We start from the raw sequence: 26,323 nt of genomic DNA, 5'->3' as shown, positions 1-26,323 counted from the left end.
CCCACGCCCGTGGGGGTGGACCGACGCTCGCGCGGCGGCTCGCATCGGTGTCGTCCTGCTCCCCACGCCCGTGGGGGTGGACCGCTGACGGGGATGTCGAGGGTGCCCAGGTCGAGCTGCTCCCCACGCCCGTGGGGGTGAACCGCTACTACCAGTTCCGCTATTCAGCCGTCCTACCTGCTCCCCACGCCCGTGGGGGTGAACCGTGCTGCGGGTGCTGCGGCGCGTACTGGAGCGACTGCTCCCCACGCCGGTGGGGGTGAACCGCGGGCATGGCGGCGCTGGGCCACCCGACAGCACTGCTCCCCACGCCCGTGGGGGTGAACCGAGTACAGATGCTCTTGTACGGCAAAGCACAGTCTGCTCCCCACGCCCGTGGGGGTGAACCAATACTCTTGCCACCCCCGGGCCTTCCGGCCGACTGCTCCCCACGCCCGTGGGGGTGAACCGGTCAGTGACGGGATGTTGAGCAGTTGGAGCGCCTGCTCCCCACGCCCGTGGGGGTGAACCGTGCTCGACCGGCTCGTCCGCATCGAGACCAAACTGCTCCCCACGCCCGTGGGGGTGAACCGACCGAAAAAGGTGCGTTCGTCATCGGACGGGACTGCTCCCCACGCCCGTGGGGGTGAACCGGCGGGCCTGATCATCCTCGGAATGCGCCGGGACTGCTCCCCACGCCCGTGGGGGTGAACCGCGTTCGGGACCTCAGCCTCCCGCCGCCAAGCGCTGCTCCCCACGCCCGTGGGGGTGAACCGCGCCGGGCCAGGCTCTCGTTCTGCTTGCGGAGCTGCTCCCCACGCCCGTGGGGGTGAACCGCGGCGCGCGAGGCCTTCGCCGCGAAGGTGCGCCTGCTCCCCACGCCCGTGGGGGTGAACCGTAGGCTTCTTTGGTTGCTTTGGCCGGGGGTGCCTGCTCCCCACGCCCGTGGGGGTGAACCGGGCTGTCCGCGTCGGTGGCACGGCGCGGAAGCCTGCCCCCCACGCCCGTGGGGGTGAACCGGCGTTGAGGATGGCGGGGTGGTCGGCGACTTGCTGCTCCCCACGCCCGTGGGGGTGAACCGGCGCAGAGCGTCCCCACCATGGCCGCGACATCCTGCTCCCCACGCCCGTGGGGGTTCTCGGCGACGCGTCGAGCGGATCGGCTGACAGCATTCGAGTTTCTCCAGAGCATCGACCGCGCCCGCGCCGGACTCGGCTTCGAGCCCGGCACGGCTGGCGTACGCACATCCAGGACCCGACAGCCTGACGCCACCTCGCTGACCGATATCTCGGATCCAACTGGAACAAGTGGCGCTGGGTGTTGGATGTATGAATGGGTGTCCGGGTCGGTGTGTTGATCTGGGCCGGCGAATCATGGTCGTCGGCGGTTGAGGTCTGGCGTCGTGCGGAGGAATGGGGGTTCTCGCACGCGTGGGTGTACGACCATGTCGAATGGCGGGGGGTCCGGCCGTGGTTCGACGCGTACGCGGTTCTGGCCGCGGCCGCCGCGGTCACCTCAAGGATTGGTTTGGGGCCGTTGGTGACTACGCCCAACTTCCGGCATCCTGTCCCGGCCGCGCATGCGCTCAAGACCGTCCACGACATATCCGGTGGCCGGCTGACGGTGGGCCTCGGCGCGGGCAGCGACGTCGACGACCTGGGCGTGCTGGGTGCGGCGCCGCCGGACTCGCGCGAGCGCGCGAAACGTTTCGCCGAGTGGGTCGAACTGCTGGAGCTGGCCTTCGGCGAGCAGCCGGTCAGCTGCCGGGGCCGTACCTGGTCGACGACGAGGACGCTGGTGGGCGGCCCGCGGCCGCCGTTCGCGATCGCCGCGGGCGGTCCACGGGGAATGCGGATCGTCGCCCGCCATGCCCAGACGTGGGTGACATTGGGCAACCGCTACAACCGTGCGGGAACCGCCGAATCCGCCGTACGACGCCAGCTGGCCCTGCTCGACGAGGCCTGTGTGGAGATCGGCCGCGATCCGGGCGAGCTCGACCGGCTCCTGCTGTCGGGCGTGACCGACGAACGGCCGCTCGCGTCCGTCCAGGCGTTCGACGACTACGCCGGGCGGTACGAGGCGCTCGGCATCACTGACATCGTGGTGCACTGGCCCGTACCGGGGGGCAGGTTCGCCGCGGACCTCCGGGTCCTGGAACAGATCGCGCGAAATCCCGACCGATCCAAATGAAACAAAGTGTAATTCCGGTAACGCCGTTTTATTCCGGATGAAACCGTTCGGTAATCGCCCGGCTCTGAAATCTTAGGCACGCGACCGATTCTTCGGCGGAGGTACGAGTGCCTGAAATGTATTTCCGGGTGCGCTGGCCGGATGGTTCCGTGCAACGCTGCTACTCGCCCTCCCTGGTGGTCGAGGATTACCTTTCCCCAGGCCAAGCATACCCGACAGCCGATTTCGTGGCGCGCTGCGAAAACGCGCTCCGAATCGCGAGCGACCGTGTCGCGGCGAAATATGGATTCGCCTGTACGGCTGCCGCCCAGCAACTCACCGAGATAGTGGAGAAAGCCGCCGGTCAGCCCGGTGACGTGCTCGTCGAGGGATTCGAGAGATGAATCTGGACGGCGCGCACCACCCGGTGGCGATCATCGGCGCCGGGCAGGCGGGGCTGTCGATGAGCCACTGCCTGACCCGGCGCGGGGTGGGCCACGTGGTGCTGGAACGTGGCCGGGTCGGCGAGGAGTGGCGTTCCCGGCGCTGGGACTCCTTCTGCCTGGTGACCCCCAACTGGCAGTGCCGCCTGCCGGGTTTCCCGTACGCGGGGGACGACGAGGACGGTTTCATGCTCCGCGAGGAGATCGTGAACTACCTGGAGGCGTACGCCGAGTCGTTCGCGCCGCCCGTCCTGGAGGGGGTGGCCGCGCTGCGGCTCACGGCGGGGGAGCGGTTCGAGATCGTCACCGACCGGGGCACGATGACGGCGGATCAGGTGGTGGTGGCCACCGGGCCGTACCAGACGCCGAGCGTGCCGAGGATGGCCGAGCGGATCGCGGTGCCGCAGGCGCACTCGGCGGAGTATCGCAATCCGGGCGCGCTGCCGCCTGGCCTGGTGCTGGTGGTGGGCAGCGGGCAGTCGGGCTGCCAGATCGCCGAGGATCTGCATCTGGCGGGACGCGAGGTGCACCTGGCGGTGGGCGGCGCGCCGCGGGTCGCCCGGCGGTATCGGGGCAGGGACGTGGTGGCCTGGCTGGACCTGATGGGTCACTACGACCGGCCGATCAGCGAGTTCGACGACCCGGACGCGGTCCGGGCGCGCGCCAACCACTACGTGACCGGCCGGGACGGCGGGCGCGACATCGACCTGCGCGCTTTCGCCCGCGACGGCATGCGCCTGTACGGCCGCCTCTCCGAAGTCACCGGCGCAACCCTCCATTTCGCCCAAGACCTGCGCCGCAATCTGGACCATGCCGACGCGGTCTCCGAGGGCATCAAGGACTCGATCGACACCTACATCGACCTCCACGGCATCGACGCCCCCACCGAATCCCGATATATCCGGGTATGGGAGCCGCCCGACGAGCCTGGCGAACTCGACGCCACCAGCCTGGGCGCGATCGTCTGGGCCACCGGCTTCCGGCGCGACTACGGCTGGATCCGCGTCCCCGTCTTCGACGGCACCGGCTACCCGGCGCACGATCGCGGCGTCACCCGCTGCCCCGGCCTCTACTTCCTGGGCCTGCCCTGGCAGCACACCTGGGGTTCCGGCCGCTTCGTCGGCGTCGGCCGCGACGCGGAACACCTGGCCAGGCACGTCGCCTCCGCCGCGCCCCCAGCGAAGGCCACCCCGGCCTACTTCGTCCACCCCGAACTGCTAGGGACATGATGACCGCCGACGCCCACCGCCACCTCGGAGTGCTCCCCAGCTACCCCTTCTACGGCGGCCCGCCGGTCAACCCCGACATCGGTGCCCGCGCCACCATCGCCGAACTGCTCGCCGACATGGACGCGGAAGGCACCGAACGCGCCCTGGTCATCCCCAACTACGGCGTACCCGACCCGGACATCGCGTTCTCCTTCAACGAGCTCTGCCTCGAAGCCGCCACCCGCGACGACCGCGTCCGCTGCGGGCTCTGGGTCTCCCCCCGCCCCGCCGACCAGTCCCGTACGGAAGCGGCCCTCGCCCTAGCCGGAGAACCAGGAGTACGCGCCCTCAAACTGAGCTTCCTCCTCGGCGGCCACCCCGCCGACGAGACCTGCCGCCCCCTCCTGGACCACATCTTCGCCACCGCCGCCCGCCACAACCTGGTCGTCCACGTCCACACCTCACCCGGCGCCGCCTCCGACATCGACGAGATCGGCCGCCTCGTCGACTGGTACGCCGACGACGTCGCCATCCACCTCGTGCACTTCGGCGGCGGCGCGAGCGGCCACATCAAGCTCGCCGGCCACCGGTTCTTCGACTGGATCGAAGCCGGCAAGCGCGTCTACACCGACCTCTCCTGGGCCATCGGATTCACCCCCCGCTGGCTGGTCCGGGAGATCGGCCGCCGTGGCGTCGGCCACGACCGGCTGCTGTTCGCCAGCGACGAGCCCTGGGGCGACCACCCCGGGGAGCACGCCCGGCTCCGCGCCGCCGTCGGCGACGGCGAGCTGTCCCGGCTGGTCTTCCACGACACCTTCGAAAAGCTCTACGGATAAAGGAGTAAACCCATGGCCGACCTCACCGAACTCGAGCAAGCGAGCCTTACCGAGATCCCGCACCCCTCGCTCCCCGAAGGCTCCAGCCTCTACGGAGACACCAAGGTCTTCCCCGACTACAAGGCCGAGAACGGCGAAACCTACTTCACCCTCGTGCACGGCATCGCCCACGAATCCTCGGTCAGCTTCGTCGCGATCCTCCAGGCCACCCGCGCCCTCCGCAAAGGCTTCGAGTCGGCGATCTACTTCTACGGCCCCGGCTCGCTGAACTGCCTGGCCACCCGCGGCTTCCCGACCACCGGCAACTCGGCCTTCCCCGGCGAGCACAACATCAACAACTCGCTCAAGACGTTCATCGCCGAGGGCGGCAAGGTCTTCTGCTGCCGCTTCGGCCTGTCCCTGCACGGCGCCCGCGAGGAGGACCTGATCGAGGGCGTGATCCCGACGCATCCGCTGGACGTGCAGGACGCGCTCATCCATTACGCCCGCAAGGGCGCGATCATCAACTCGACGTACATGTTCTGATGGACCGGATGGGAACCCGGGTCGACGTCGCCATCCGCGGCGTACGGCTCGACGCGCCAGTGCGCCGCAAGGGGGGCGCGGGGCCCAGCGACGACGGCCACCTCGTGGTCGACGGCGCCGACGCCGCGATCCCCCTCAACCCCGACAGTCCGTACGTCGTGCGCGACGGCCGCCTCTACCTGGGCGGCACGGACACCGGCCTGGCCATCCGCCCGGTCCGGCGCCCGCGCTTCTACGACCTGGTCACGGCCGACGGCGTGCCGTACGAGAAGATCGCGAAGTTGCACGGCTCCGACGTGCTGGCCACCACGGTCGTCCAGACCTGCATCCGGTACGGCGAAGCCGACCGTTGCCGTTTCTGCGCGATCGAGGAGTCGCTGCGCTCGGGGGCGACGGTCGCCGCCAAGACCCCGGCGCAGCTGGCCGAGGTCGCCGAGGCGGCCGTCCGGCTGGACGGCGTGCGCCAGATGGTGATGACGACAGGCACCACCAGCGGGCCCGACCGGGGCGCCCGGGTGCTGGTCCGGAGCGTGCGCGCGGTGCTGGCGGCCGTGCCCGGGTTGCCCGTTCAGGTGCAGTGCGAGCCGCCTGAGGATCTGGCCTGGATCGGCAGGTTGCGGGAGGCGGGGGCCGCGGCGATCGGCATTCACGTGGAGTCCCTCGACGACGAGGTCCGGCGCAGGTGGATGCCGGGCAAGGCGGGCGTGCCGCTGGCGGCGTACGAGGCGGCGTGGGACGAGGCGGTCCGGGTCTTCGGGCGGAACCGGGTCTCGACGTACCTGCTGGTCGGGCTGGGGGAGGACGCCGACGAGCTGGTCGCGGGCGCGGCCGGGCTGATCGAGCGGGGCGTGTATCCGTTCGTGGTGCCGCTGCGGCCGATGGCGGGCACGCTGGCACGCTGGGACGGCGTCGCGGCGCCGTCCAAGGAGCTGGTCAGGGAGGTCACCGAGCGGGTGGCGGCCCGGCTCAAGGCGGCCGGGATGACCGGTTCCGATCAGCAGGCAGGCTGTGCGGCCTGCGGGGCGTGCAGCGCGCTGGCGATGGCGGGCGGGTGACCATGCTCACCGAGTCGGTCTGCGACGCCCTGCTCGGGGTCGAAGGATGGCACGCGGAACCGTGGCCGGTGGACGTGCCCGCCCTGCTCGGCCAGGAGAGCCCCCGGCCGCCCCGGCCGTTCACGATCGGGCGGGCCGATGATCGGGGCTCCGTGTTCGCCTACCGGATGTTGCGGCGGCGGGTGTTCGTGGAGGACCAGGGCCTGTTCGGCGACAGCGACCTGGACTTCCACGACGACGACCCGCGGACCGTGGTGCTGGTGGCCAGGGACCCGGCCGGAGCCGTGATCGGCGGGGTCCGGCTGGGTCCCGCCGCCGACGGGCCGGACCTCGGGTGGTGGCGTGGCGGGCGGCTGGTGGTGGCGCCCGGGCAGCGCGGCGCCCCCGGCGTCGGCCCGGCTCTGGTCCGCGCCGCCTGCGCGCACGCCGAGGAGGCGGGGGTGGTGCGGTTCGACGCCGACGTGCAGGCCAGGCACGAGTCGCTGTTCGTCCGCCTCGGCTGGCGGCGGGTCCGGCCGGTGTCCGTCCAGGGTGTGCCGCACGTGCTGATGCGCTGGCCGATCGGCCGGGTCGCGGCGGCGGCCGCCGGGAAGGCCGCGCTGGGGCCGCTGCTGCGCGGGCTCGACCTCGGCGGGCGCGGCTTCGTCGGCGACGACGGCGCGCCGGTGCCCGGCGGCGATCTGGTCGCGGCTTGTGACGCGATCCTGCCGTCGATGGTGGAACGGGACCCTGACTGGGCGGGCTGGTGTGCCGTCCTGGTCAACGTGAACGACCTGGCCGCGATGGGCGCGGCTCCGGTCGGGCTGCTGGACGCGCTCGGCGCGCGGGACGCCTCGTTCGCGGCCCGGGTGCTGGCGGGGCTGCACCGGGCGTCCGACGTGTACGGGGTGCCGGTGCTGGGCGGCCACACCCAGTTCGGCGTTCCGGCGGCGTTGTCGGTGACGGCACTCGGTCGTACCTCCCATCCGGTCCCCGGTGGTGGTGGGCGTCCGGGGCAGCGGGTGCGGCTCACCGCGGATCTGGGCGGGCGCTGGCGGCCCGGCTACACGGGACGGCAGTGGGATTCCACGTCGATCCGCACCCCCGGCGAGCTTCGCACCATGATCGGCGCGGTTGGGGCGGCCAAGCCCGCAGCGGCCAAGGACGTGTCCATGGCCGGAATCGCCGGGACGCTCGGCATGCTGGCGGAGGCCAGTTCCTGTGGCGCGGTTCTGGATATGTCCCGACTGCCGCGGCCGCAAGGGGCCACCATGGGCGACTGGCTGACGTGTTTCCCCGGTTTCGCCATGCTCACCGCCGATGCCCCGGGCGCGCCCGGCCTGCCGGCAGGGCCCGCGACCGGCGCCGAGTGCGGCGAGCTCACCTCCGGCCGTGGCGTACGGCTGCGCTGGCCGGACGGCGAGCTGACCGAGGCGCTCAGCGGGCCCGTCACCGGAATGGGACCGGCATGATCAGGATGGCCGCGGTCGCGGCGCCGTTCGGGCGGGACATGGAGGAGTGTTTCGCCCGGATCGCCGACCTGACCGGCCGGGCCAGAGCCGACGGGGTGCGGGTGCTCGCCCTGCCCGAGGCCTGCCTCGGCGGCTACCTGGCCAACCTCGACGGCGACGCCGAAGGGCCGCCCGCGCTCGCGGCCGACGGTCCCGAGATGCGGCGGCTGCGCAGCCTGGCGGGGGACATGGTCGTCTGCGCCGGATACTGCGAGTCGGACGCGGGCCTGCGCTACAACAGCGTCGTGTGCGTGACCGGCGACGGCGTGCTCGGTCACCACCGGAAGGTGCACCAGCCGCTCAGCGAGGACAGCTCCTACGCGGCGGGTGACGGGTTCGCCGCCTTCGACACGCCGGTCGGGCGGCTGGGCATGCTGATCTGCTACGACAAGGCGTTTCCCGAGTCGGCCAGGGCGCTCGCGCTGGACGGGGCGGAGATCGTGGTGTGCGTGTCGGCGTGGCCGGCGAGCCGTACCAACCCGGCCCCTGACCTGGCCGACGACCGGTGGACGCACCGGTTCGACCTGTTCGACCAGGCACGGGCGCTGGAGAACCAGGTGGTCTGGCTGTCGGCCAACCAGTCGGGCTCCTTCGGCGATCTGCGTTTCGTCGGCCGGGCCAAGATCGTCGGCCCGGGTGGGGAGATCCTCGCGAGCACCCCCGTGGACGGCGGCATGGCGGTGGCGGAACTCGACGTCCAGGCCGCGCTCGCCGCCGCGCGGCGGTCCATGGGCCACCTGCGCGACCGCCGCCCCGAGACGTACGCGGTTCCCGTGGGAGGATCCTGACTCGTGGCAACGCTACGGATCGCCGCGGCCTCCGCGCACTTCGGCCGCGACCTGGAGTTCGACCTGCGCCGGATCGCCAAGCTGGTGGCGGACGCGCGGGAGGCGGGCGCGGGCCTGCTCGTGCTGCCCGACGCGGCGCTCGGCGGCTACCTCGCCGACCTGCGGCACCCCGACCCCGACGCGCTGCCGCCCGCGCTCGACCCGGACGATCCGCTGCTCAAACAGGTCGCCGAACTGGCCGCCGAAATGGTGGTCTGCGTCGGCTACTGCGAAGCCGGCGGCGACCGCCGCTACAACGCCGCCGTCTGCGTGACCGGCGACGGCGTGCTCGGCCGCCACCGCAAGGTGCACCTGCCCGCGGGCGAGGTCGCCGCCTACGACCCCGGCGACCGGTTCGACGCGTTCGACACCCCGGCCGGGCGGATCGGCATGCTGATCGACTACGACAAGACCTTCCCCGAGTCGGCCCGCAGCCTGGCCCTGGACGGCGCCGAGATCATCGCCTGCCTGTCCGCGTGGCCCACCAGCATCACCAACCGCGCCCCCCGGATGGCCCAGGACCGCCAGTCCCGCCTCTTCGACCTGTACGACTGCGCCCGCGCCGCCGAGAACCAGGTCGTGGTGGCCTCCTCCAACCAGACGGGGGCGCTCGGCGGGATGCGCTTCCTCGGCCAGGCCAAGGTGGTCGGGCCCGGCGGGGACATCCTCGCCAGGACCTGGTCCAAGGCGGGCCTCGCGGTCGCCGAACTGGACGTGGCCGCGGAGATCGCCAACGCGCGCCGGGTGCTCAACCACATCGGCGAGCGTCGGCCGGGCAGCTACCGGGCCGGTTCCGGGTGAGGATCGCGCTGCTCACGTACTCGACGAAGCCGCGCGGCGGGGTCGTGCACACGCTCGCGCTCGCCGAGGCGCTGGCCGGGCTGAACGCGGACGTGACCGTGTGGTCGCTCGGCAGGGGCGGGGATCTGGGTTTCTTCCGGCCGGTCGATCCCCGGGTGCGGGTCAGGATCGTGCCGTGCCCCGACGTTGAGGGTGAAAGCCTGGGGGAGCGGGTACTGCGGTCGATCGCCCTGCTGGGCGACGCCTTCGACCCCTCGTCGTACGACATCGTGCACGCGCAGGACTGCATCAGCGCCAACGCGGCCGGACCCTGTATCCGGACTGTTCACCACATCGACCACTTCACCACGCCGGAGCTGGCCGCCTGCCACGAGCGGGCCATCACGCGGCCGTGGGCGCACGTCTGCGTCTCCGCGGTGGTCGCGGCCGAACTCGCCGACGGGTGGGGCATCAAGGCGACGGTCATCCCCAACGGCGTCGACGCGGCCCGGTTCGCGTCGGCTTCGGGGGAGCGGTGGCGGGCCCGGCTCGGGCCGTACATCCTGACGGTGGGCGGGATCGAGCCGCGGAAGGGCTCGATCGACCTGCTTGAGGCCTACGCTCTGCTGGACCCGGCCGAGCACCGGCTGGTGATCGCGGGCGGCGAGACCCTGTTCGACTACCGCGACTACCGGGCGGCCTGGGAAGCCCGCGCGGCCGAACTCGGCGTGCGCCCCGAGGTTCTCGGGCCGGTGGCCCACGACGAACTGCCCGCCCTGGTCGCGGGAGCCGCCGTGTTCGCCTTCCCCTCCACGAAGGAGGGCTTCGGACTGGCCGCCATGGAAGCGCTGGCCGCCGGAGTCCCCCTGGTGACCCGCGACCTCCCCGTCTTCCGCGAAGTCTTCACCGGCGCCGCGCGCTACGCGGCCGACGTCCCCGCGTTCGCCACCGCGATCCGCGAAGCCGCCACCATCTCAGATCCGTCAATGCGCGCGGCGGGCCGCACGCTCGCCTTCCGGCACACCTGGACGGCCGCCGCCCAGGCCCATCTAGACCTGTACGCCTCGCTGACCGGCTGAGGGCACGAACTCGACGTCGCCCAAAGCCACCGCCTGGCCTGACTCGTCCACGAACGCCACCTCCAGACGCTGCCCGGTCGTGCGGCTGCGGCGTTCCATGGACGGGGAGCCGCCGAGCAGGCGATGCGCGTCCCCCCATTGCTGGAGCGCGCCGAGCACGACGCGCAACTCCATGCCCGTAGGGGTGAGGAGGTAGCCGTACCGGGTGCGTTTCCCCGGTTCGGAGTAGGGGCGCTTCTCCATCACACCCGCCTCGACCAGCACCGCGAGGCGGTCGGCGAGCAGGTCGGTGGAGATGCCGATGGCGGCGACGAAGTCGCTGAAACGTGTGGTGCCCAGGAACGCCTCACGCAGGATCAGCACCGTCCAGGGATCCCCGATCACCTCGAGGCTGCGCTGGATGGAGCAGTCGCTGTCCTGCAGGGCGCGGCGAGTCATCCTCCTCACACCGCACAGGCTACCCCCTTGCTTGCCTATTCCAAGTTTGATGCTAGCTTGGTTTTACCAAGCCAGAAGGGGAAGCATGATGAAGATCGAGAATTCGGTGGCGATCGTGACCGGCGGCAACCGCGGGCTCGGCCGCCGGTTCGTCACCCAGCTGATCGACCGCGGGGCGAAGGTCTACGCCGCCGCCCGCAGGCCCGAGACCGTCGACGTGCCCGGCGCGGTGCTACTCGAACTGGACTTCACCAAGCCGGAAACGGTGGCGAAGGCGGCCCAGGAGGCTTCCGACGTCACCCTGCTGATCAACAATGCGGGCATCTCCACCCACACGTCATTGATCGACGGCGATTTCGACAAGATCCGCCTGGAGATGGAGAGCCACTACTTCGGCCCGCTCGCTGTGACGCGGGCGTTCGCGCCGATCATCGAGGCCAACGGCGGCGGCGCGATCCTCAACGTGCTGTCCGTGCTCTCCTGGGCCCACCCGCCGGGGTACGGCGCCTACGCGGCGGGCAAGGCCGCCGGATGGGCCATGACCAACGCCGTCCGGCAGCAGCTCGCGCCGAAGGGCATCCACGTGGCGAGCCTGCACGTCGGTTACATGGACACCGACATGGCCGCGTCCGTCGCGCCCGAGAACAAGGTGGACCCGGCGGTGGTCGCCGCGCTCGCCCTGGACGGGATCGCCTCCGGCGCAGCGGAGATCCTCGCCGACGACGTCAGCCGCACGGTCAAACGGAACCTGTCGGAGCCCCTGGCCTAGGGTGTGGGCCCTTGAAAGTGGCCTCCGAGGCTTCAACCGGGGTCGTGATCTACTGGGCCCAGGCTTCGCGGGTGGTGGTGACAGGGGTTCCGGAGCGCAGGGACTCTCCGATGGCCAGGCTGATCTGGTGGTCCTGGCAGCCGTCGGCCAGAGGGTAGGGTTCAGCGGCTTCGTCCCGGCACCAGGCCGTCATCTGGCACAGGAGGCTGACGACGGCCAGGTCGTCCTCGGAGAAGTGGGCGCCCTGCCACTCATTCCTGTACACCACGCGGCCGTCGAAGCTGATGTGGTCCAGGTCGAAGCCTTCGAGGTTCAGGTCGATTCCGGTCTGGCGGCGGATGAGGGGGGACTCGACGGGGGTTCTCGGGTCGGCCAAGCGGACGACGCGGTCGTCCACCACCTCGCCCAGGGATCCGCGGATGACGATCCGGCGGGCGCGCAGCGGGTTCCACCACTGGTTGTCGGTGAAGTCATAGAGGCCCATGCCGCCGGTGAACTCCAGGGTGGCGATCGTGGTGGACGCCGGTTTCGGGGTGGAGTCGCCGGTCCATCCGTCCCTGGACAGCGGATTGGCCAGGGGCGCGGTGAAGGATCGGGCGCTGACGGCAGCCTCCTGGAAGCCCGCTCCCAGCAGGTGCCTGATCATCGAGACGGCGTGGTAGAGGTGCGTGGACGACACCTGGACGGAGGTCACCTCGCCGATCACGCCCTCGCGGACCAGGGCCAGCCTCGCCGCGTGTCCCGGCATGTGCAGGTACTGCTCGGCCACCTGCACCAGACCGCTCGAACCGACGGCGTCCCACAGGTCGCGCAGCCCGTCCAGGTCGGCGGCAGGCGGGGTCTCCGCCAGCACCGGGACGCCGAATTCCACGAGCTCCTTGATCACCACCGGGTTGACCGGCCACGGCACCGACGTGATGACGAATTCGGGCCGTCCGGCCGCGAGCATGTCCCCGATGGAGCGGAACGCCGGCACTCCCCATTGGGACTCGACCTCGGCCCCCCGCTCGGCCGATCGCGTCACCACGCCCGAAACCGACAACCGCTCAGGTAACTGCCTGGCCAGACGAACGAAGAACTCCGAACGCCACCCGCTGCCCACCAACCCGAAACGGCCCGCGGACTGTGCACCCATCACGCTTTCCTTCCTGCGAAAGAGAGTCGATCTGCCGGCGCCGCCAGGGTTCAAGGACATCCGTGACACCCAGCGGACACATAACTGCCCCTTCTGGGTCGCATGGAACAAACGCCTCAAGCGTCACATTAGTTCTATCATTTACGCTTGCTGGGCTGCTGATCAGGCGCGTAGGAAATCGCCCACCACGGGATCCATCAGTACATTGCGCCCAGATTCGGACCCATGATCTTTGGTTTCGGGCCGGGAACATTCCGGACATTTGGCTGTAACTGGCCGTCTATACGGTCACGGCATTACCGGGTTCCTCAAGGAGCACGTGGTGCACAGATTGCGCTTCACCCTCATCGCCTTACTCTCCCTCACCCTCACGACGACGCTCGCCCCCACGGCCGCCACGGCCAAACCCAAGCCGCCCGTACTCGACCTGGAAACGCTCACCGGCGCCCAGGCAGTGGACATGATGGCCAAGGGACAGCTCACCTCCGTCCAGCTCACCCAGGCCTATATCGACCGGATCGACGCGCTGAACAAGCGCGGTCCGGGGCTCAACGCCGTGACCCAGCTCAACAAGGACGCGCTCAAGGACGCGGCGCAGGCCGACAAGCTGCGGGCGAAGGGCCAGGTCCTCGGCCCCGCGCACGGGCTGCCCATCCTGCTCAAGGACCTGATCGACGTCACCGGCATGTACACCTCGGCCGGCAACTACTCCCTGCGTGACTCCTACCCGGCGACCGACGCGGGCATCACCAAGAAACTCCGCGCCAGCGGGGTCGTGATCCTCGGCAAGCTCGGCCTCTCCGAATACGCCAACAGCTTCGGCAGCCAGCCGTCAGGTTTCGGCAACCTCACCGGGCAGGTCCTGCACGGGCTTGACACCGACCAGAACCCCAGCGGCTCCTCGTCCGGAACCGGCACGGCCATGGCGGCGGCCATGTCCACGCTGGGCATCGGCACCGAGACGTCGGGTTCGATCATCAGCCCGTCGAACGCGCAGAGCCTGGTCGGGCTCCGGCCGACCGTCGGGCTCGTCCCGGGGTACGGCATCGCGCCGATCAGCGCCTCGCAGGACACGGCGGGGCCGATGGTCCGCTCCGTGTCGGACGCGGCGATGACGCTCGCCTCGATCGCCGGTCCCGACCCGGACGCCGACGCGGGCTACCGCGCGATGTTCGGCGACGACTACATCGCCACCGGCATCATCCCCGCGCTCCCGGCGCAACTGCCGGACTATATGAAAGCGCTGGACGTCGACTTCGTCCAGGGCAAGAAGATCGGCTACAACGGCACCCTCACCGACGGCAGCCCGCTCAAGATCGCCTACGACGCGCTGACCGCCGCGGGCGCGATCATGGTGCTGCGGCCGAGCGTGTCCATCCCCGCGCTGCCGAGCCTGCCCAGCGGGTACGAGCAGCACAAGAGCATCGACGAGTACTACAAGCGGCTCGGCCCGCAGGCGCCGATCCAGTCGCTGGTCCAGGAAGTCGCCGACAATCAGGCCAACGCCCACCAGGCCCTGAAATACGGCAACAACAACCACCTGAACTCGTCGCTCTCCGACGTCACCCCCGGCGGAGCCAACGAGGCCGCGTACCGGACGAACCTCGCCATCCGCAAGGCCGCCTGGCACAAGGCCATCAACGACATGGTGACCTACCCCAACTCCGACCCGACCCAGCCCGCCGACCCGGTGATCGCGATCCTCGGCAGCGTGCCGAACGGGCCGCAGGCCGGATACCCCACGATCACGATCCCGATGGGGTACTCCGCCACGCAGCGGCGCGCGGTGGCCGTCCAGGTCCACGGCAACGCCTACAGCGAGTTCGACCTGCTGGGCGTCGGATACGTCATCGAGCAGGGCACCCACCTGCGCCAGCCGGCCAGCTCGGTGAACCCGAGCATGTACCGCTGCGCCAAGACGGTTCCCGCGCCGCCGTACAGCGAGCGCGAGCACTGCAACCCCGACTATGACACGATCATGGACCTGCTCGGCTACGAGCCCAGGCCGCTGCCGTTCTCGCTGGAGACGGAGTCGGTGCAGAGCCTCAAGGCCCGGCTGCTGTCCAACAAGCTGAGCTCGGAGGCCCTGGTCAGGGCCTACCTCTACCGGATCGCGCTGACCAACGCCGAGGGCCCGGCCACCCAGGCGGTCCGCTCGATCAACGAGGACGCCATCAAGGAGGCGCGCCGGCTCGACTGGGACAAGGACAAGTACAAGAAGGACAACGCCAACCCGACGGACAAGCGGCCGGTACGCCCGCCGCTGTACGGCATCCCCGTGCTGCTCAACGACGGGTTCGACGTGGACGACCTGGCGACCACGGGCGGCTCGATCGCGATGCAGGACCTCGAGCCGAAGGACGACTCGACGGTGGCGGCCAAGCTCAAGGCCGCCGGCGCGATCATCCTCGGCACGACGAACATCACCGAGCTGAACGGCGTGTTCGACGCGAACCTGCCGAAGGGGTACTCCTCGCTGGCCGGTCAGGTGCTCCTGCCGTCCGACACGGACAAGACCCCGGCCGGTTCCTCCGCCGGTTCGGCGGCGGCGACGGCCTCCGGGCTCGCGGCGTTCACCGTGGGCATGGAGACCTCGCTCGACTCGGCCCAGCTGGTGGCTCCCGCCGACGCGGCGGGCGTCGTCGGGCTGAAGCCGACGGTCGGCCTGGTCAGCCGCGCCGGCGTGCTGCCGGTCGCCCGGTCGCAGGACGCGCCGGGGCCGATCGCCCGCACGGTGTACGACACGGCGAGCGCGCTCACGGTCCTGGCCGGGCCGGACGCGGCCGACCCGGCCACGGCGGGCGCGCCCGTCAAGGACTACACCGCGGGCCTGACCACGACCGCCCTGCAGGGCAAGAAGATCGCCGTCGTGGCGAACACGGCCGAGCCGTACGCCACGATGGTGAGCAAGCTGCAGTCGCTCGGGGCCACGACCACCCAGGTGACGATCGGCGCGCCGAACCCCGACCCGGCGAGCATCGTGGCCAGGGAGTTCAAGCGCGACCTGAACGGCTACCTGTCCGGCTACAAGAACAAGTCGCTGCAGGCGATCATCGATTACAACAACGCCAACCCCGTGGAAGGACTCAAGTACCAGCAGGGTCAGCTGCTCGCCGCCCAGGCGGTAGACCTGGCCGATCCCGCGACCAGCGCGGCGTACACGGCCGACCTGGAATCCGGCAAGGCGTCCAACAAGGCGCTGATCGACGGCATCCTCGCCAACGGAACGCCCGGCGACAAGTCCGACGATTTCGACGCCATCATGGTGCCGAGCGGCAACGCGCTCGTCGGTAACGCCGACCGCGCGGGCTACCCGGTGCTGACGCTCCCCGCCGGATACGGCGTGCAGACCAGCTCCGCGGGCCGCAACCCGATCGGCGTCACCCTCGTCGGCACGGCCTTCAGCGAGGCGACCCTGCTCGCCGACGGCTACGCCCTCGAACAGGCGACGAACGTCCGCCTGGCGCCCAGCTACACCAACCCGAGCATGTGGCGGTGCGTGCCCGGCAGCACGTTCTTCACCGGGGAGTTCTGCCACCCCGGCGACCGCCTCCTGTCCGACTGACCCTCAACCCCCTTCAGGGCCCGCGCCGTCGACCGGCGCGGGCCCCTTTTTTGTGTACGAAGCCCCGCGAGGGATCGTGAGGGGTTGGCTACACCGAATTAACCCGAGCCGACTTGTCAGGAAATAGCGCATCTTTAGCGTCCATGCCGTGGATACAGGTCTGTATACAGAACGGGATCCAGCCATCAAGCTGCGGCGGGACCAGGTCTACGGCGAGTTGCGCCGCAGGCTGATGATCGGGCATTTCGCGATCAGGGCCCGGCTGGTCGAGGAGCGAGTGGCGGCCGAGCTCGGGGTCTCCCGCACACCCGTGCGGGAGGCGCTCGTCCGGCTCCTCGCCGACGGCCTGGTGGAACGCGGTGAAGACGGCGGTTACTACGTCGCCCAGCCAGACCTGACCGACCTCAGAGATCTCTACGAACTGCGGATCACTCTCGAACTGCGCGGCATCAGCCGCGCTCTCGACCCGGACGTGCGTGCCCACGACCCGGCGATCCTGGAACCGCTGCGCGACCAGTGGCGCGCGCTGCGGGACGACCAGCCGGAGCCCGATCCCCAGTTCGTCCTGATGGACGAGGACTTCCACGTCACGATGAGCCGCGCGTCGGGGAACGCGGCGCTCACGAGCACCCTGGCCGCGGTCAACGCGCGGATCCGGGCGGTGCGCATGTACGACTTCCTCACCGAGGACCGCATCACCCTCACGATCATCCAGCACCTGGAGATCGCCGAGGAGGTCCTGGCCGGCCGGCACGCCGAGGCGCTGACCGCGATGCGCCGCCACGTGGGGGAGTCGATGGACGTCGTGGAGCGGCGCGCCGCTCGCGCGATCACCCAGATGGCCCTCAACCGAGGCAGGCGCCATGACATTGACCGAACCCCGAACCGGGCCCAAGACTGACATACCACTCCTCGCCGTCCGGGGCCTGACACGCCGGTTCGGCGAGGTGCTCGCGAACGACGGGGTCGACTTCGACGTACGGCCCGGCGAGGTGCACGCCCTCGTCGGCGAGAACGGCGCGGGCAAGAGCACCCTGCTCAAGCTCGTGTACGGCGTGCACCGCCCCGACGCGGGCGACATCTCCGTCGAGGGGGCGCCGGTCACGGTCGGCTCCCCGGCGCAGGCCCGCTCCCTCGGGATCGGCATGGTCTTCCAGGACCTGCGGCTGGTCCCGGCGCTGACCGTGACCGAGAACGTCGCCCTGGCCGTGCGCGGCGTGAAGTCCCGCATGATCGCCGAGGCGGCGGCCGAGCACGGGCTCGCCGTCGATCCGCAGGCGCGCGTGGCGCACCTGTCGATCGGGGAGCGGCAGCGCGCCGAGATCCTCAAGGTGCTGATGACCGGCTCGCGCATCGTCATCCTGGACGAGCCGACCAGCGTGCTGGCGCCCCAGGAGGTCACCGCGCTGTTCGGCGTGGTCGAGCGGCTGCGGGCCGCCGGGTACGGCGTGGTGATCGTCACGCACAAGCTCAACGAGGTGCGCGCGATCGCCGACCGGGTGACCGTGCTGCGCGGCGGCCGGGTCATCCTCGGCGGCGTCGATCCGGGCGGCTACACCGACGCGGAGCTGGTGGAGGCCATGGTCGGCAGGGCCGTACCCAGCCTGCCGGCCGATCGGCCCGAGCCGCCCTACGAGGCCGAGCCTGTGCTGGCCATGCGCGGCGTGAGCGCCTTCGGCGCGAGCGGCGTGCGGCGGCTCAAGGACGTGAGCCTGGAGGTGCGGCCCGGCGAGCTGGTCGGGGTCGCGGGGGTGGCCGGGAGCGGGCAGCGGGAGCTGTGCGAGGTGGCGTGCGGGCTGCGCCCGGCCTCCGCCGGTTCCGTCACCGTGGCCGGGGCCGAGGTGACGGGCCCACGGCAGGCGCTGGGGCGCGGGGTCTGCGACGTGCCCGAGGACCCGCTGGCCGACGCGGTCGTGCCGGGGCTGACGATCGTCGAGCACGTGGCGCTGGGCCTGCCCGCGGTGCCGCGCCGCCGCGCGAACGTGGACTGGGCCGCGGTGCGCAAGACCACCGCCGAGCTGGACTCCCGGGTCGGCCTGCAGATGGCCGCCGGGCACCGCCGGGTCGCCGAGCTGTCGGGCGGCAACGTGCAGCGCGTCATGCTCACCCGGGCGCTCGGCCGGGGCGACAGCGTGCTGGTGGTGGCGGCCTATCCGAGCCGCGGGCTCGACATCGCCACCACCCGGCGCACCCAGGAGCTCCTCCTGGAACGCCGCAACGCGGGCGCCGCCGTGCTCGTCGTCTCCGAGGACCTGGACGAGCTCATCGCGATCAGCGACCGGATCGCGGTGATGCACGACGGCCACCTGGCCGGGATCGTGCCGGCGCGCGGCGCGGACCGCCAGGAGATCGGCCGCCTGATGCTCGGAGGTGCCTGATGACCACGCAGCTCACGCCGACCCCGGTCGCCTCGCCCCTCGTCTCGCCCGGATCGGGTTTCGCGGCGGCGGCCGGCCGCTGGGCAGGGGCCTTGGCCGGGGCGATCGCGATCTTCAGCGTCCTGCTCCTGGCCAAGGGCGCCGACCCGCTCGCCACGCTCGGCGACATGGTGGTCTCGATGACCACCGGGGCGAGCCTCGAACAGATCGTGATCAAGGCCGCGCCGTTCGTCCTGGCCGCGATGGCCGTGGTCCTGCCCGCCCGGGCGGGCCTGGCCAACGTCGGCGGCGAGGGGCAGGTGATCATCGGCGCGGTGGCCGGGGCCGGTGTCGGTCTGGTCGTCTCAGGACCGGCGGCGCTGCCGCTCATGCTGGTCGCGGGCGCGCTGGGCGGGGCGCTGTGGGCCGGGCTCGCGGTCGCGCTGCGGGTGACCGTGGGCGTCAACGAGGCCGTCACCACCCTGCTGCTCAACTACGTCGCCCTCGACGTGATGCTCTACCTCATCTACGAGCCGTGGAAGGACGCCAACGGCTCGGGCCAGCCCGCGACCCCGCCGCTCGCGATCGAGCAGCGGCTGCCGCTGCTGGGCGGCACGGCCGTGCACGCCGGGATCATCCTGGCGCTGCTGGCCGCCGCCGCGGTCTGGCTCACCCTGCGGCACACCGCGTTCGGCTTCCGGCTCGCGGTCACCGGCGGCAACCCGGAGGCGGCCCGCCGGGCCGGGCTGCCGGTGGCCCGGCTGCTGCTGACCGCGATGCTGCTGGGCGGGGCGCTGGCCGGGCTCGCGGGCGTGATCCACCTGGCCGGCATCGAGTTCAAGCTCCGGCCGGGCCTGACCACCAACATCGGCTACATCGCCTTCCTGGCCGCCTGGCTCGCCCGGCACAACCCGCTGCCCGCCGTGGCCGCCGCGTTCATGCTCGCCGCGATCACCGTCGGCGGCGACAGCCTCCAGCTCGACAGCGGCCTGCCCGCCGCCACCGTCAACGTGCTGATGGCCCTGATCCTGCTCGCCGTGCTCGGCTGGACCGCCAAGAGGAGCCCGTCATGAGTGACCTGGTCGTGGATGTTCTCACCGGCGCCGTCCGGGGCGGCACGGCGATCATGTTCGCCGCGCTGGGGGAGACGATCGCCGAGCGCGCCGGCGTGGTCAACCTGGGCACCGAAGGGTCCATGCTGGTGGGCGCCCTCGGCGGATACGCGCTGGCGGCCGAGACCGGGAGCCCGTGGGTGGGCCTGGTGGCCGGGGCGCTCGCGGGCGGGCTGCTCGCCCTGGTGCACGCGGTGATGGTCGTCTGGCGGCGATCCGACCAGTTCGCCACCGGCCTGACCGTCATGTTCCTCGGGCTGGGCCTGACCTCGCTGTTCGGCGCGGCCTACGTGGGCCGGGCCGCGCCCGGATTCGACCCGGTGCCGGTGCCGCTCCTGGCCGACGTGCCGGTGCTCGGCGAGATCCTCTTCCAGCACGACCCGGTCACCTACCTGTCGTTCGCCGCGGCCCCGCTGCTGTGGTGGTGGCTGCGGTCGACCCGGGGCGGGCTGCTGCTGCGCACGGCGGGGGAGCGCGCAGATGTCCTGCATGTCCATGGTTACCGGCCGGGACTCATCCGGGGCGCCGCCGTCGTGGCGGGCGGCGCGCTGGCCGGGATCGGGGGAGCCCAGCTCGCCACCGCGTACGCGCACGCCTGGTTCGAGGGCATGACCGCCGGGCGGGGCTTCATCGCCGTCGCCCTGGTCATCTTCGCCGCCTGGCGTCCGCTGTGGGTGATGGCGGGGTCGTACCTGTTCGGCGCGGCCCTCGCTCTCGCCCCGGCGCTGCAGGCCAGGGGCGAGTCGCTCAACCAGTTCGCCCTCGACGCGCTGCCCTTCCTGATCACCCTCGCGATCCTGGCGATCCTCGGCCGCCGCACCCTGCGTGCCGCCCCCGAGGAACTGCGCCGCGTGTTCACCTAGGAGAGACAACCTCATGCGAAAACTCACCACGCTGGCCGTCCTGCTCACCCTCCCGCTGATCGCCTGCTCCGCGAACACCACCGGCACCGCCACCGCGCCGACGGCCGGGAGCACCCCGCCGGGCAAGGACTCGGCCGCCGTCGGGTTCATCTTCGTCGGGCCCAAGGACGACTTCGGCTACAACCAGGCCGCCTACCAGGGCAGCCAGGAGGTGGCCAAGGCGTTCCCGAACCTGGAGGTGATCACCGCGGAGAACGTGCCCGAGGACGACAACGCCGCCCGGGTGATGAACTCGATGATCGCCAAGGGCGCGAAAATCATCTTCGCCACCTCCTACGGCCACCTGGACGCCGCGCTGAAGGTCGCCGCCGAGCACCCCGACGTCGCCGTCGTGCAGCAGGGCAACCTGATCACCGCCGCGGTCCCGCCGAACGCGGGCACCTTCTTCGGCACCGTGTACGAGCCGGTCTACCTGGCCGGGATCGCCGCCGGGAAGGCCACCAAGACCGGCAAGCTCGGGTACGTCTACGCCTTCCCGATCACCCAGACCATTGACAACATCAACGCCTTCGAGCTCGGCGCCCAGTCGGTCAACCCGGACGCGCAGACGTTCACCGTCAGCACCTCGTCCTGGTGTGACCCGGGCAAGCAGGCCGAGGCCGCCGCGAACCTGCTGAAGCAGGGCGTCGACGTCATCACCCAGCACCAGGACTGCACCGCCACCGTGATCAAGGCCACCGAGGCGGCCGGCAAGTTCACGGTCGGCTACCACGCCGACGCCTCCGCGATCGCGCCCAAGGGCTGGCTGACCGGCTCGCAGTGGAACTGGGGCCCGCTCTACACCGACATCGTGAAGACCGCCCTCGGCGGCACTTTCACCGGATCGAAGTACAACGACAACTTCCGCGTCGGCTACCGCACGGGCGAGAACCCCTTCGTCCAGTCGCCGTACGGCCCGCTCGTGGACGACGCCACCAAGGCCGAGATCGACAAGGCCCGCGAGCTGCTGAAGACCAGCTCCCCGTTCGCTGGTCCGATCAAGGACCAGGAGGGCAAGGTACGCATCCCCGAGGGCACGGTGCCCGACTACACCACCATCGAGAAGATCGACTACTTCGTGGCCGGCGTGGTCGGCTCGCTGCCGAAGTCATGACCACCGTCCCGGGCACCACTCCTTACCCCTGGCCCTGGCACGGGCGTCTCGATCCGGTACGGCTGGCGCTGCTGGCGGTGGCCTGCCCGCACCCGGCCGACCGGGGCCAGGCGGTCGACCCCGGTCACCCGGTCGAGGTCCTGGCCGGCCAGGTGCGCGGGGCGGGCGGGCTGATCATCTCGGTGCGGGTGCGCCCGCCCGGCTGGCCGCCCGCCCCGCCCGCCGAGGCGCCGCCGCGCCGGCCCGACCAGGTCGTGCACGCGGCGGGCTGGGACGGCTTCCACGGCAGCGACCTGGACTCCGTGCTCCGGGCGGCGGGGCGTGACCTGCTGCTGCTCGCGGGCTGCTGCCTGGAGCTCGGCGTGCACTCGACCATGCGGGCCGCCAACGACCGCGGCTACGAGTGCCTGCTGGTCGAGGACGCCTGCGGCTCCGCCGCCCCGGACCTGCGCCAGGGGGCCCTGTCCACGATCGAGATGTCCGGCGGTATCTTCGGCGCCGTCGGCTCTCGCTCGGCCGTCGCCACTCTTATGGAGCGATCATGAAATATCAGGCTTTAAACGCGGAGCCGTACGCGTGGCCCTTCGACGGGCAGCTCGATTCCGCCACCACGGCGGTGATCTGCATCGACTGGCAGGTCGACTTCTGCGGTCCCGGCGGATACGTCGACATGATGGGTTACGACCTGTCGCTCACCCGGGCCGGTCTGGAGCCTACGGCGGCCGTGCTGGCGGCGGCCAGGGAGCACGGGCTGCTGGTGATCCACACCCGGGAGGGGCACCGCCCCGACCTGTCCGACTGCCCGCCCAACAAGCTGTGGCGCTCGCAGCGGATCGGCGCGGGCATCGGCGACGCGGGGCCGTGCGGGCGGATCCTGGTCCGGGGCCAGCCCGGCTGGGAGATCGTCCCCGAGGTGGCGCCACGCGAGGGCGAGCCGATCATCGACAAACCCGGCAAGGGCGCGTTCTACGCCACCGATCTGGACCTGCTGCTGCGCACGCGCGGGATCACCCACCTGATCCTGACCGGGATCACCACCGACGTGTGCGTGCACACCACCATGCGGGAGGCCAACGACCGGGGCTACGAGTGCCTGCTGCTGACCGACTGCACCGGCGCCACCGACAAGGGCAACTACGAGGCCGCCCTGAAGATGGTCACCATGCAGGGCGGCGTGTTCGGCGCCATCGCCCCGTCCTCCGCGCTCCTGCGTACGCTCGGATGACGGTCGGCAGCCTGCAGTTCGCGGCGCTCGCCCGCGGCTACGCGGCGGGGGAGTTCACCCCCGCCGACGTGGTCGGGGAGGTGCGCCGGCGGATCCGCGCGCGCGGCGACGACGGCGTGTGGATCACCCTGCGCCCGATCGAGGACGTGCTCGCCGAGGTCCGCCCCGGTCCGCTCTACGGAGTGCCGTTCGCGGTCAAGGACAACATCGACGTCGCCGGCATGCCCACGACCGCCGCCTGTCCCGCCTTCGCCTACGTTCCCGATCGTACGGCTCCGCTGGTCGAACGCCTGCTCGCGGCGGGCGCGCTGCTGATCGGCAAGACCAACCTGGACCAGTTCGCCACCGGGCTGTCGGGCACCCGCAGTCCCTATGGCGCGTGCGAGTCGCCCCTCGTGCCGGGGCTCATCTCCGGCGGCTCCAGCTCGGGTTCGGCGGTGGCGGTCAGCGCGGGCCTGGTCAGCTTCGCGATCGGCACCGACACCGCCGGCTCCGGCCGGGTGCCCGCCGCGCTCACCGGCGTCGTCGGCCTGAAACCCTCCCGCGGCCTGGTCCCCACCACCGGCCTGGTCCCCGCCTGCGCCTCTCTCGACTGTGCCAGCGTCTTCGCACTGTCCGTCCCCGACGCCGCCACCGCCGTCGGCATCATGTGCGATTCCAGGTTCGCCGTGGCCGGGGCGGTGGAACACGTTCGGCGAGCGGGCACTGGGGGATTGTCGGCGGCGGGACCGACCCGGCGGAACGCCCCCGGGGGTTTGCCGGAGGCGGGACAGGCCCGGTGGAACGCCCTCGTGGAGGGGACCGGGGGATTGCGGGTGGGGGTGCCGGAACTCCCCGAGTTCTTCGGGGACGAGGCGGCGCGGGTGGGATTCGGCGAAGCCGTGGCTGAGCTGGCCGGGCTCGGGCACGAGATCGTCGCCGTCGACTTCGCGCCGTTCCTCGCGGCGGGACGCCTGCTCTACGAAGGGCCCTGGCTGGCGGAACGGCTCGCCGGGATCGGGGACTTCGTGGCCGGGCATCCTGATGACATTCATCCGGTCACCCGGGACGTGCTGGCCCGAGGCTGGGACATCACGGGGGTCGACGTGTTCCGCGGCCTGCGGCGGCTCGCCGAGTTGGATGTCGAGACGGCGGCCACCTGGGCGGAGGTCGATGTGCTCGCGGTGCCGTCCGTGCCGACCACGTTCACTCTGGCCGAGATGGCCGCCGACCCGATCCGGCGCAACTCGGTGCTCGGTCACTACAGCACGTTCGCCAACCTGCTGGATCTGGCGGCGATAGCCGTACCGGCCGGAATGACCGCCACAGGCAGGCCGCACGGGCTCACCCTGCTCGGCCCCTCCGGCTCCGACGCCCTGCTCGCCAATCTGGCCCGCGACTTCCACCACGCCACCGGCGGGATGACCGGCGCCACCCGGGACCCCCTGGAAGAGACGCCGCGTGGGGAGGCGCGGATGCGGGAGGCAGCCACCTTGGCGGTCGTCGGCGCGCACCGGACCGGGCAGCCGCTACACCCCCAACTCGCCGCCCTGGGCGCGCGCTGCCAGGGGCTGGCCGGCACCGCTCCCGCCTACCGCCTCTTCGACCTTGGCGACCGCCCCGGCATGACGCGCATGCTCGGCGGCGAATCCATCGAGGTGGAACTCCACCACCTCACCCCCGAAGCCCTCGGCCGCCTCCTCGTCCAGATCCCCGCCCCCCTCGGCCTCGGCACGATCGAACTCCTCGACGGCAGCCAGGTGTACGGCTTCCTCTGCGAGTCCTACGCCGCGGCCGACGCCAAGGACATCACCGAGTTCGGCAGCTGGCCCGCGTACCTGGACAGCCGGGGCAGCGGCTGACCCCCACATGCACGGTCAATCCCGGCAGCACCCCGGCGCCAGGAGGCGAATAGGACAGCGGTGACGCGCGGTGGCGAGCCTCAGGAAGGCCGGCTCGCCACCGGCGATTTCAAGATGGTCGGGCCGTGTCAGGCCTTGGTGAGGGCTTCCCGGAGCTCGCTCGCGGTGAACCGGGGCCCGTAGGCGGGCTTGTCACGCTGGAAGCGCCAGCCCTCCGCGAGCGCCCCCGCGTCGACCGTGTCGAACCCGAACTCGTCCAGCAGCTCGGCCACGACGCGCTTCGCATCCGGATCGTCACCCGCGATCGGCAGCGCCCTCCGCGCGGGATCGCCCGCCGGGAGCCCATGCTCGCCCAGGTCCACGTAGTAGATGGTGTTGAACGCCTTGACCACGCGCGCCGTCCCCAGATGATCGGCAAGCGCCCCGCTGTCGGTGTTACGACCCTCGTCGATGTCCGGGAAACGGCCGTCCCGCTCGTGGTAGTAGTTGTTGGTATCGATGACGATCTTCCCCGCGAGCGGCCCGACCGGCACCTTCGTATGAACCCCGAACGGCACGCTCACGACCACGATCTCCCCAGCCCTCCCCGCCTCCTCCGCGGTGCCCGCCCGCGCGTTCGGACCGAGCTCGGCCACGAGCTCAGCGAGCGTCTCCGGCCCACGCGAGTTACTCACCACCACCGAGTGCCCGGCGTTCACCGCCAGCCGCGCCACGGTCCCACCGATGTTTCCACTGCCAATGAATCCAATGACCATGCCCGCTGCAACACCCCCACCCCCCGGATCGATTCCCGACCAGGTCAGGGGGTTTATTGGCGCCTGGCCGGATCGCAGAGCCGGGCCATGGCGCGGCTCAGCTGCTGCGGGGTGAGCGGCGCCTCGGGGATCGGGTGCGCGCGGTCGGCGCGGTAGGCGTCGATCAGCAGGTGCAGATGGCGCCGCCACGCGTGGGGGGCGATGCCGCTGGTGGCCTCCATGATCCGGCTCTGCGACCAGATCAGCAGATGCAGGTCCTCGGGGGTGAGATCGGGGCGGATGACCTTCTCCCGCTGTCCGCGCCGGAGGAGTTGTGTCCCCAGGTCGCGTACGCGGCTCTGCATGCAAGTGATGTCGTCGATCGCGTACGGATCGGCGGAGGTGAGGTCGTTGAAGCCGCGGTCATCCGCCTGCAGCTCACATAACCTTTCGAGCAGCATGCAGAACGCGGCCCAGGTGTCCTTCATGGTGAGCGCCTGTTCCGCGGCGGCGACAGAGGCCTGGAGCTTCTCGGAGAAGATCGCGCTGACCAGGTGCCCGCGGGTCGGGAAATGCCGATAAAGCGTGCCAATGGCGACCCCGGCTCTCTTGGCCACCTGCTCCAGGGAAGCTTCCAGCCCATGCTCGGCGAACGCGTCGCGTGCCGCCGCCACCAGCGCGTCGTAGTTGCGCTGGGCGTCACGCCGAAGACGCGGGGGGTCGGGTGCCATGCGCGTAGC

Annotated in this window: 24 protein-coding genes and 1 CRISPR repeat array (1 of these 25 cut by a window edge); of the genes, 20 read left to right on the top strand and 4 right to left on the bottom strand. The window is 71.2% G+C overall.

What is annotated here, in order from left to right; translation table 11 throughout:
* A CRISPR array of direct repeats spans positions 1-1,121; the repeat unit is 29 nt; unit sequence CTGCTCCCCACGCCCGTGGGGGTGGACCG; it reaches 250 nt to the left of the window's first position.
* A 190-nt stretch (positions 1,122-1,311) separates the two neighbouring features.
* From Amac_RS06850 to Amac_RS06805, 10 genes are all read left to right on the top strand, one after another.
* Positions 1,312-2,169 (top strand): LLM class flavin-dependent oxidoreductase, encoded by an 858-nt coding sequence (locus tag Amac_RS06850; protein WP_155353457.1) that lies wholly within the window; start codon positions 1,312-1,314, stop codon positions 2,167-2,169.
* Positions 2,170-2,285: 116 nt separating this feature from the next.
* Positions 2,286-2,552 carry an MSMEG_0570 family nitrogen starvation response protein gene (locus tag Amac_RS06845; protein ID WP_246268122.1) on the top strand — a complete coding sequence of 89 codons (267 nt, stop codon included), beginning with the start codon at positions 2,286-2,288 and terminating at the stop codon, positions 2,550-2,552.
* The gene (locus tag Amac_RS06840) at positions 2,549-3,820 is read left to right on the top strand and encodes an MSMEG_0569 family flavin-dependent oxidoreductase (RefSeq protein WP_155353455.1); all 1,272 of its coding nucleotides are present in this window, start codon (positions 2,549-2,551) and stop codon (positions 3,818-3,820) included. Before Amac_RS06845 ends, Amac_RS06840 begins: the two co-directional genes overlap by 4 nt.
* Positions 3,817-4,635, top strand: coding sequence for an amidohydrolase family protein (locus tag Amac_RS06835; RefSeq protein ID WP_155353454.1), 819 nt, complete (start codon positions 3,817-3,819; stop codon positions 4,633-4,635). Before Amac_RS06840 ends, Amac_RS06835 begins: the two co-directional genes overlap by 4 nt.
* Positions 4,636-4,647: 12 nt before the next feature.
* A complete protein-coding gene (locus Amac_RS06830; RefSeq protein WP_155353453.1) occupies positions 4,648-5,160 on the top strand; it encodes an MSMEG_0572/Sll0783 family nitrogen starvation response protein in 513 nt (170 codons plus the stop codon).
* Between the two features lie 8 nt (positions 5,161-5,168).
* A complete protein-coding gene (locus Amac_RS06825) occupies positions 5,169-6,215 on the top strand; it encodes an MSMEG_0568 family radical SAM protein (protein ID WP_218040909.1) in 1,047 nt (348 codons plus the stop codon).
* A 2-nt stretch (positions 6,216-6,217) separates the two neighbouring features.
* On the top strand, positions 6,218-7,666 hold the full coding sequence (locus tag Amac_RS06820) for an MSMEG_0567/sll0787 family protein (protein ID WP_155353497.1): 1,449 nt from the start codon (positions 6,218-6,220) through the stop codon (positions 7,664-7,666).
* Complete coding sequence (locus Amac_RS06815; RefSeq protein WP_218040907.1) at positions 7,663-8,493, top strand: carbon-nitrogen hydrolase family protein; 831 nt, start codon at positions 7,663-7,665, stop codon at positions 8,491-8,493. The genes Amac_RS06820 and Amac_RS06815 overlap by 4 nt, the downstream gene beginning before the upstream one ends.
* 3 nt (positions 8,494-8,496) lie before the next feature.
* Complete coding sequence (locus Amac_RS06810; protein ID WP_155353451.1) at positions 8,497-9,333, top strand: carbon-nitrogen hydrolase family protein; 837 nt, start codon at positions 8,497-8,499, stop codon at positions 9,331-9,333.
* A complete protein-coding gene (locus Amac_RS06805) occupies positions 9,330-10,391 on the top strand; it encodes an MSMEG_0565 family glycosyltransferase (RefSeq protein ID WP_155353450.1) in 1,062 nt (353 codons plus the stop codon). The genes Amac_RS06810 and Amac_RS06805 overlap by 4 nt, the downstream gene beginning before the upstream one ends.
* Here Amac_RS06805 and Amac_RS06800 read toward each other — a convergent pair.
* On the bottom strand, positions 10,362-10,829 hold the full coding sequence (locus Amac_RS06800) for a winged helix-turn-helix transcriptional regulator (RefSeq protein WP_155353495.1): 468 nt from the start codon (positions 10,827-10,829) through the stop codon (positions 10,362-10,364). The two genes, Amac_RS06805 and Amac_RS06800, sit on opposite strands and share 30 nt — an antisense overlap.
* Positions 10,830-10,914: 85 nt before the next feature.
* On the opposite strand from Amac_RS06800, the gene Amac_RS06795 reads away from it, so the two are divergent.
* Entirely contained in the window at positions 10,915-11,598 is a 684-nt protein-coding gene (locus Amac_RS06795) for an SDR family oxidoreductase (protein ID WP_246268116.1), read from the top strand.
* A gap of 49 nt (positions 11,599-11,647) precedes the next feature.
* Here the strand turns inward: Amac_RS06795 and Amac_RS06790 are convergent, their stop codons facing one another.
* On the bottom strand, positions 11,648-12,733 hold the full coding sequence (locus tag Amac_RS06790) for a Gfo/Idh/MocA family protein (RefSeq protein WP_155353449.1): 1,086 nt from the start codon (positions 12,731-12,733) through the stop codon (positions 11,648-11,650).
* Positions 12,734-13,055: 322 nt separating this feature from the next.
* On the opposite strand from Amac_RS06790, the gene Amac_RS06785 reads away from it, so the two are divergent.
* From Amac_RS06785 to Amac_RS06745, 9 genes are all read left to right on the top strand, one after another.
* Positions 13,056-16,298, top strand: a complete 3,243-nt coding sequence (locus Amac_RS06785; RefSeq protein WP_155353448.1) for an amidase family protein — start codon at positions 13,056-13,058, stop codon at positions 16,296-16,298.
* A gap of 148 nt (positions 16,299-16,446) precedes the next feature.
* Complete coding sequence (locus Amac_RS06780) at positions 16,447-17,199, top strand: GntR family transcriptional regulator (RefSeq protein WP_246268114.1); 753 nt, start codon at positions 16,447-16,449, stop codon at positions 17,197-17,199.
* On the top strand, positions 17,162-18,676 hold the full coding sequence (locus Amac_RS06775) for an ABC transporter ATP-binding protein (protein WP_155353447.1): 1,515 nt from the start codon (positions 17,162-17,164) through the stop codon (positions 18,674-18,676). The genes Amac_RS06780 and Amac_RS06775 overlap by 38 nt, the downstream gene beginning before the upstream one ends.
* Complete coding sequence (locus tag Amac_RS06770; RefSeq protein ID WP_155353446.1) at positions 18,676-19,728, top strand: ABC transporter permease; 1,053 nt, start codon at positions 18,676-18,678, stop codon at positions 19,726-19,728. The genes Amac_RS06775 and Amac_RS06770 overlap by 1 nt, the downstream gene beginning before the upstream one ends.
* The gene (locus tag Amac_RS06765) at positions 19,725-20,630 is read left to right on the top strand and encodes an ABC transporter permease (protein WP_155353445.1); all 906 of its coding nucleotides are present in this window, start codon (positions 19,725-19,727) and stop codon (positions 20,628-20,630) included. The genes Amac_RS06770 and Amac_RS06765 overlap by 4 nt, the downstream gene beginning before the upstream one ends.
* A gap of 13 nt (positions 20,631-20,643) precedes the next feature.
* Positions 20,644-21,783 (top strand): BMP family ABC transporter substrate-binding protein, encoded by a 1,140-nt coding sequence (locus Amac_RS06760; RefSeq protein WP_155353444.1) that lies wholly within the window; start codon positions 20,644-20,646, stop codon positions 21,781-21,783.
* Positions 21,780-22,328, top strand: coding sequence for an isochorismatase family protein (locus Amac_RS06755; protein WP_155353443.1), 549 nt, complete (start codon positions 21,780-21,782; stop codon positions 22,326-22,328). The genes Amac_RS06760 and Amac_RS06755 overlap by 4 nt, the downstream gene beginning before the upstream one ends.
* Complete coding sequence (gene biuH / locus Amac_RS06750; RefSeq protein ID WP_155353442.1) at positions 22,325-23,008, top strand: biuret amidohydrolase; 684 nt, start codon at positions 22,325-22,327, stop codon at positions 23,006-23,008. Before Amac_RS06755 ends, biuH begins: the two co-directional genes overlap by 4 nt.
* On the top strand, positions 23,005-24,849 hold the full coding sequence (locus Amac_RS06745) for an allophanate hydrolase (RefSeq protein ID WP_155353441.1): 1,845 nt from the start codon (positions 23,005-23,007) through the stop codon (positions 24,847-24,849). Before biuH ends, Amac_RS06745 begins: the two co-directional genes overlap by 4 nt.
* Before the next feature lie 128 nt (positions 24,850-24,977).
* Here Amac_RS06745 and Amac_RS06740 read toward each other — a convergent pair whose 3' ends face one another.
* Positions 24,978-25,604 carry an NADPH-dependent F420 reductase gene (locus Amac_RS06740; RefSeq protein ID WP_155353440.1) on the bottom strand — a complete coding sequence of 209 codons (627 nt, stop codon included), beginning with the start codon at positions 25,602-25,604 and terminating at the stop codon, positions 24,978-24,980.
* A 53-nt stretch (positions 25,605-25,657) separates the two neighbouring features.
* Positions 25,658-26,314, bottom strand: a complete 657-nt coding sequence (locus Amac_RS06735) for a TetR/AcrR family transcriptional regulator (RefSeq protein WP_155353439.1) — start codon at positions 26,312-26,314, stop codon at positions 25,658-25,660.
* Positions 26,315-26,323 lie beyond the last annotated feature (9 nt).

This window comes from Acrocarpospora macrocephala, assembly GCF_009687865.1.
GTDB classification, from domain to species: Bacteria; Actinomycetota; Actinomycetes; order Streptosporangiales; family Streptosporangiaceae; genus Acrocarpospora; species Acrocarpospora macrocephala.
Note: the sequence above shows the minus strand (reverse complement) of the source record. Positions and strands in the feature narration are given on the sequence as shown.